This window comes from Mesobacillus harenae (assembly GCF_013343715.1).
GTDB classification, from domain to species: Bacteria; Bacillota; Bacilli; order Bacillales; family Cytobacillaceae; genus Mesobacillus_A; species Mesobacillus_A harenae.
The window spans coordinates 91,201-97,275 of sequence record NZ_JABUNR010000019.1 but is presented as its reverse complement, the minus strand read 5'-3'; the positions used below and the strand labels follow the sequence as shown (position 1 = coordinate 97,275).

The 6,075-nt window shown below is 41.9% G+C and carries 7 protein-coding genes; 4 read left to right on the top strand and 3 right to left on the bottom strand.

All coding sequences use genetic code 11. From position 1 onward, the window contains the following. On the top strand, positions 1–98 hold a 98-nt coding region (locus HRJ06_RS19865), incomplete at its 5' end, for an IS3 family transposase (protein ID WP_174734097.1). A 61-nt stretch (positions 99–159) separates the two neighbouring features. On the opposite strand, the gene HRJ06_RS19860 is transcribed toward HRJ06_RS19865, so the two are convergent. Beyond that, positions 160–522, bottom strand: a complete 363-nt coding sequence (locus HRJ06_RS19860; protein ID WP_174734713.1) for a YndM family protein — start codon at positions 520–522, stop codon at positions 160–162. Between the two features lie 180 nt (positions 523–702). On the opposite strand from HRJ06_RS19860, the gene HRJ06_RS19855 reads away from it, so the two are divergent. Then, positions 703–1,050: a YojF family protein gene (locus tag HRJ06_RS19855; protein WP_174734712.1), complete on the top strand. Its 348-nt coding sequence runs from the start codon at positions 703–705 to the stop codon at positions 1,048–1,050. 27 nt (positions 1,051–1,077) lie between these two features. Continuing rightward, positions 1,078–1,746 carry a bacillithiol biosynthesis deacetylase BshB2 gene (bshB2, locus tag HRJ06_RS19850; protein WP_174734711.1) on the top strand — a complete coding sequence of 223 codons (669 nt, stop codon included), beginning with the start codon at positions 1,078–1,080 and terminating at the stop codon, positions 1,744–1,746. A gap of 235 nt (positions 1,747–1,981) precedes the next feature. On the opposite strand, the gene HRJ06_RS19845 is transcribed toward bshB2, so the two are convergent. Together HRJ06_RS19845 and HRJ06_RS19840 are read right to left on the bottom strand one after the other, a co-directional pair. After that, positions 1,982–3,076, bottom strand: coding sequence for a PQQ-dependent sugar dehydrogenase (locus HRJ06_RS19845; RefSeq protein ID WP_174734710.1), 1,095 nt, complete (start codon positions 3,074–3,076; stop codon positions 1,982–1,984). Between the two features lie 102 nt (positions 3,077–3,178). Beyond that, entirely contained in the window at positions 3,179–4,033 is an 855-nt protein-coding gene (locus HRJ06_RS19840; RefSeq protein ID WP_174734709.1) for a Cof-type HAD-IIB family hydrolase, read from the bottom strand. A 472-nt stretch (positions 4,034–4,505) separates the two neighbouring features. On the opposite strand from HRJ06_RS19840, the gene HRJ06_RS19835 reads away from it, so the two are divergent. Beyond that, complete coding sequence (locus tag HRJ06_RS19835; protein WP_174734708.1) at positions 4,506–6,023, top strand: BCCT family transporter; 1,518 nt, start codon at positions 4,506–4,508, stop codon at positions 6,021–6,023. Positions 6,024–6,075 lie beyond the last annotated feature (52 nt).

Below are 6,075 nucleotides of genomic sequence, written 5' to 3'. Positions count from 1 at the left end.
TAGACCGTGTGATTGAATATTATAACTGTCAACGGTATCAATGGGGATTAAAGAAAATGACCCCGGTACAATACCGGGATCATTTATTAGCAGCATAGGCACTTTTTATTAAAGTGTCCGAAATATGGGGCCTAGTTCAGGTAAATCGCCATCCTTTTTTTATGCTCCATTTCTTGCATGCAAGACGTTCTCTTTCATGTAACTATGAAAGAACCATTCACCGCCGGCAATCAGCAGTGCAGAAAACAGTGCTCCCCATATTAATGATTGTGTGGGCTCCATTAGAACCGTACCTAAGCCCCAAATCAGTATAAATGCCAGCCCAAAATCAGCAAGCGTAGCCATCATATTGCTGGTCCTGGGGAGAAAAAATAAATCTCCAAGCACGTAAGAAACAAGACCGAGCACCAAAGTCATAATGAGTACATCGCCGAACCCGGCTCCATACCCAAAACCCATTATTAAGAAAAGAACTACAATTGTCATGACACCTTTTATTGCAAGTGCCTTTCCATGTTCCATATTGTACCCCTCCTTTTATTCCTTACAATTCCCGTCCACACGTTTTTTAATCCTCTATTCAGCTTAAATGTGCTACAATTTCGCTTTTGATTTTCATATTTAGTAAAATGAATAATATGTATCACTGACAATATACTAGCGGAAACCTATTTAAGGGAAACTGCCGAAAGGAGGAGACTAATGGAGCCGGTTATCATGAAAAAGGTTCAAGATGCTTTGGATCACTTTGCAAACAAAGAGGTATATATCCATATGGAGACAACAAACGGAGCATATGCCTCACACCACAATGAATCGTTCTTCTCAGCAGGTGCCTATATCCGCAATGCCCAAATTAACTATGAGCATGGGAAAATTACAGGAAACGGACCATACCGCGTTGGACTAAAATTAGCCATTGGCTGGGTTTATGCTGAAGGAATTACCCATTTTGAATTAGATGACAAAAATAGACTGTTAATGGCAGGCCACGACTTTGATGGAAAATTGGCAGTTGCCCTGCAAATTAGCGAAACTCCGTTTAATTAATACATATGAATAAAAGGAGGTCTTGAAATGGAAAAAGAAACTCAAGTGCTAGTTGTGTTTCCCCACCCCGATGATGAAGCGTTTGGAGTCTCAGGTACAATCGCGACTCATATCAATATGGGAACACCAGTAACCTATGCTTGCCTTACGCTAGGTGAGATGGGACGCAATATGGGAAACCCTCCCTTTGCAAATCGCGAAACACTGCCGCTTATCCGTGAATATGAATTAAAAGAAGCTGCTAGAATACTTGGGATTTCAGATTTACGCCAGCTGGGATATCGTGATAAAACAATTGAGTTTGAGGATGAGGCGAAGCTTACTAATGCCATGGCAGCTCTAATAGCTGAGGTTAAGCCGTCTCTGATTATTACTTTTTATCCAGGCTATTCTGTCCACCCTGACCATGATGCATGCGGGGCTGCGGTAGTAAGGGCTGTAGGACAGCTGCCTTCTGATAAGCGCCCTAAACTTCACTGTGTTGCATTTTCTAATAACTGTGTCGAAGAAATCGGCGAACCTGATATTGTTCACGACATCAGAGCTGTTGCCGATACAAAAATAGATGCCATAAAGGCTCACCGCTCCCAGACACAGCTGATGGTCGAAAATATGGCGGAAAAACTGAAAGACAATGACCCAGCAATGATGAAATGGGTATATAATGAACGCTTCTGGACATACAAATTCTCGTAAAAATCCATCTATAAGATGGATTTTTCCCTTTACAATTTTGGAAAAGCACGATCCTTACGACATGAAAAAGCACGCCTTTCTTAAGGCGTGCTTTGTTTTGTTATAGCCCGTATGAACTCAAATCCTGCCTGGGTATGTTTTTAGAGACTAGCTTTCTTACTTGTAATTTGATTTCTGCTAAAGACACTTGCGGTTCGCGGTCAACACAGCTGTGAAGTAGCAAAATTATGATAGGCTACTTCCCATTTATAGCTGAAAGCGGGATACGATAGAGCTTATCATCAGTCTCATCAGGGGTTCCGCGACCATCAGTATTATTGCTGATAAAATACATATAGTCTCCGTCGATCATTACGTCCCGGATGCGCCCAAGTCCTGAAACCACTTCATTCGTTTCATTTTCTTTCAGGTTGAATACGCGGATTGCCTGGCCTCTTAGGGAAGCAGCGTATAATTTATCATTTGAGATCGCGATTCCGGATGGCGCCCAAGTTGAGTCTCCCGAGTTAAAAATCGGGGTTTCCATTCCTTCTCTTTCTTCGTCTCCCTTAATAAATGGCCATCCATAATTTTTCCCTGCCTGTATCTGATTAATTTCATCCTGAGCGGAGGGTCCATGTTCACTTGCGTACATCGTGCCTCCCTCTTTCCAGCCAAGGCCTTGCGGATTTCTGTGGCCATAGCTATAAACGAAGGAGTCTTTAAAGGGGTTATCCTCAGGAACAGTGCCATCAAAGTTTAACCGAAGAATTTTGCCGCCCAGCGACTCGACATTTTGTGCTATTTCTGGCTCAGATGAAGCATCACCAGTTGTTGCATAAAGCTTATTATCAGGGCCAATTTTAAGACGGCCTCCGTGGTGAACTTGGCCGCTCGGAAGCTTGTCCAGCAGCACCTTAGCTTCAGTCCATCCCTCTCCTTCAGCTAACAATTCAACAATACGGTTGAACTGGCCGGTAGCATCCTGGTAGGTATAATACGCATACGCACGGCTGGTTTCATTAAAGTCAGGGGAAAGCACAAAACCTAACAACCCCGCTTCAGGAGCATTGGATAACGGCTTATTTAGCCTGACGTCTTGTCTAGTCATTTGGCCGGTCTCTACCTTAACAATCGCTCCTGGACGTTCACTTAAAAAGAATGTTTCACCGTTTTTTGCGATTGACCAAGGGACGTTTAGCTGTTCTGCCAGTACTTCTGCTGCTTCTGTTTGAACAAACGTCTCTTCGTCAGATCCACCAGGAGATTGACTGCTTTCACTATTATCATTTGAACATGCAGCAACTAAGGATAGAAGCATCAGCCATACAGGGATCAGGATCTTCCCCATCTAACCACTCCTTTTTTAGGCTCTTTTAAAGCTTGGCTGTTGATTTTCGTTTCGCACTCTCAACACTGCTTAAATGCAACAATGTTCTTTAGCAGGACTACTTTATAAAATGTCACGAATTGCTTTTGCCACACCGCTTTCCTCATTGGTTAGGGTAACAATATCGCATTGCTCTTTAATCTGTTCGTCAGCGTTTCCCATTGCAACTGAACGGCCTGCCATCTTCATCATCGAAAGGTCGTTATAATTGTCGCCAATCGCCATTGTCTCTTTTAAACTGATGCCATTTGCTTTGGTGAACGCCTCAAGGGCAATGCCCTTTTGTGCTTTCAAGCTTGTGATTTCTAGGTTTTCATATCCTGACGAGGTAACATTAACTCCCTCTAGTTCAATAAGGGACTTTCTTGCAGTATCCAGCCTGTTTTCTAGAAACGAAAAAGCTAGCAGCTTATAGATTTGATAATCGTTATCTTCGAACAAAAAATCATAGCTATCAATCTTTTTAATTAATCCTTTATTAAACCGAACTTCTGCTGCTTTTGTAACCTTATCAAGCGGGGCATCAGGATTTGCACTCATAAAAATATCTACCATAATAGAAACCCCTATATCTGAGTCCGTCGTAAACGTGCCGTTGTTCGTATAGACTTCAAAATAAACCCCATTTTCTATTAGGCACATGGCTGATTCCCTAGCACTTTCTTTCATGAGAGGATTGGAAGATAACACCTCGCCCTGAATCGAACGGACCTCAGCGCCATTCACACAAATGATTGGAACCTCAACACCAGCTTCCTTCAACACAAAGGTTGCTTCCTGATAGGATCTTCCAGTTGCAATGACTACCTCGATTCCCTGAGCCTTGGCGTCTGCTATTGCCTTTATATTTCCGGCAGGAATCTGCTGAGTGGCTGTTAAAAGAGTCCCATCCATATCAATTGCTATGCATTTAATCATATATTTCACCTTCTGCTATGTATTTTACACCTTGCCATTCTAACATAATCGCCTTTTTATTCAATTGAGATACTCTCTGCCTTATCCCATAAAACAGGATTTATATTCCTTGGCTTGCTTAAAGGCTGATTTAACTGCCAATAATTTCATGACATGATTAGCCTGAAAATGTTATACTCTCCATTCTAGTATTTACTTGCGGGCTTTTCCAATTTGGAACTTAAACGTTTTTTAGCTTAAATTAGTGGAATAGCCTATATATAACAGTGGCAAGATAATCAGGGCTATAGCTATGTTTGCCTATCATTGATAGTGAGATGTTTAGACTCTTTCCGTAACAGGGTAAACATAAGGTATTCATTTTTCGTACTTAGACCCGCTCTTTTATCCGCATCTTATTTTCTGATATAAACTTTTCTGTTTATCTAGTTTGCCATATGAAGACTTAACGCATCGTTCAAGGAGGAACTCAATGGATTCTTTTCGCAATCAGGTTACTAAAGTATTTTGGATTTCAGCAGTTATCATTTTATTATTAGTTTTATTCGGTGCCTTTGCACCTGATCTATTTGAATTGGCCGCAGGAAAGGCGTTTGATTTTACCACCTATGCATTTGGCTGGTTTTATTTATTGTCGGTTTTATTATTTGTGATATTTTGCTTATTTCTTGCTTTCAGTAAATACGGGAGAATTAGACTTGGCGGGGATGATGACCGGCCAGAATACTCTTTTTTCACTTGGATTGGCATGCTGTTTAGTGCTGGTTTCGGAATAGGTCTTGTGTTCTGGGGAATTGCCGAACCTATGAGCCATTTCTTCACTCCCCCGACAGTTGGAACCGAAGCTATGACGAATGAAGCGGCGCGTACGGCCATGCGCTATTCTTTTTTCCATTGGGGTGTCAGCCAATGGTCTGTGTTTACGATGGTCGGCTTGGCTATAGCCTATTTTCAGTTCCGCAAGAAAGAGGATGGGCTGATTTCGACAACGCTTAAGCCTGTCATTCCAAAAAGGATTTATGGACAGCCATTTAAAGATACGATTGATATTATTGCTGTGATTGCCACCGTTATGGGAGTTGCAACCTCTCTAGGACTGGGGATTCTCCAAATAAATGGCGGTTTGAACGCGGCATTTGGCATTGCGAATAGCGGAACAATTCAAATTGTGATCCTATTAGTTATGACGGCCCTTTTTATCATCTCATCTTCAACGGGGATCGATAAGGGGATCAGATATTTAAGCAATCTGAACCTTACTCTAGCCTTATTATTAATGCTTTTCGTCTTCTTTACTGGACCAACTGTATTTATTTTAAACTCGTTTACATTAGGATTAGGAGACTACCTTTCTAACTTTATTACGATGAGTCTTCGTCTCACTCCTTATGCGGGAGGAACGTGGATAAGAGACTGGACTATCTTTTATTGGGCATGGGCGATTGCCTGGTCGCCATTTGTTGGAGCTTTTATCGCCCGGGTTTCCCGTGGTCGTACCATAAAAGAATTTGTGATTGGAGTACTAATGGTTCCACCGCTTATCGCCTTATTATGGATTGCAGTTTTCGGCGGCACTGCCCTGCATTTTGATTTATTTTCTGGAACAGGTATTGCTCAGGCTGTTAATCAAGATGTTACATCAGCACTTTTCAATACATTTGATTTGCTGCCTTTTCCACTCCTGACATCACTGTTCTCGATTTTGTTAATCTTTACGTTTTTGATTACATCGGCTGATTCAGCCACTTATATTCTTGGAGTTATGACCGCCAGAGGAGTCATAAACCCATCGCTTGTAGCACGGATTATCTGGGGGATTTTAATCGGAGCGATTGCTGGAGTACTCCTGGTCAGCAGCGGGCTGGCAGGACTTCAAACAGCATCACTTGTATCTGCTTTGCCATTTACGATTATATTATTTTTAATGGGGGCAGCACTTTTGAAGCTGCTCTCGAAAGAAGTTATCCCTAAAAAGAAAACTAAGCTCTAAACCAAAGTGGCCTCTACCCTAGAGGCCATTTTCTATAGAGCAGTGTTTTAGC

Excerpts from the sequence above, each read along its gene's own strand:
- bshB2 (WP_174734711.1), top strand. The coding sequence starts at position 1,078 with ATGGAAAAAGAAACTCAAGTGCTAGTTGTGTTTCCCCACCCCGATGAT.
- HRJ06_RS19840 (WP_174734709.1), bottom strand. The coding sequence starts at position 4,033 with ATGATTAAATGCATAGCAATTGATATGGATGGGACTCTTTTAACAGCC.
- HRJ06_RS19845 (WP_174734710.1), bottom strand. The coding sequence starts at position 3,076 with ATGGGGAAGATCCTGATCCCTGTATGGCTGATGCTTCTATCCTTAGTT.
- HRJ06_RS19835 (WP_174734708.1), top strand. The coding sequence starts at position 4,506 with ATGGATTCTTTTCGCAATCAGGTTACTAAAGTATTTTGGATTTCAGCA.
- HRJ06_RS19855 (WP_174734712.1), top strand. The coding sequence starts at position 703 with ATGGAGCCGGTTATCATGAAAAAGGTTCAAGATGCTTTGGATCACTTT.
- HRJ06_RS19860 (WP_174734713.1), bottom strand. The coding sequence starts at position 522 with ATGGAACATGGAAAGGCACTTGCAATAAAAGGTGTCATGACAATTGTA.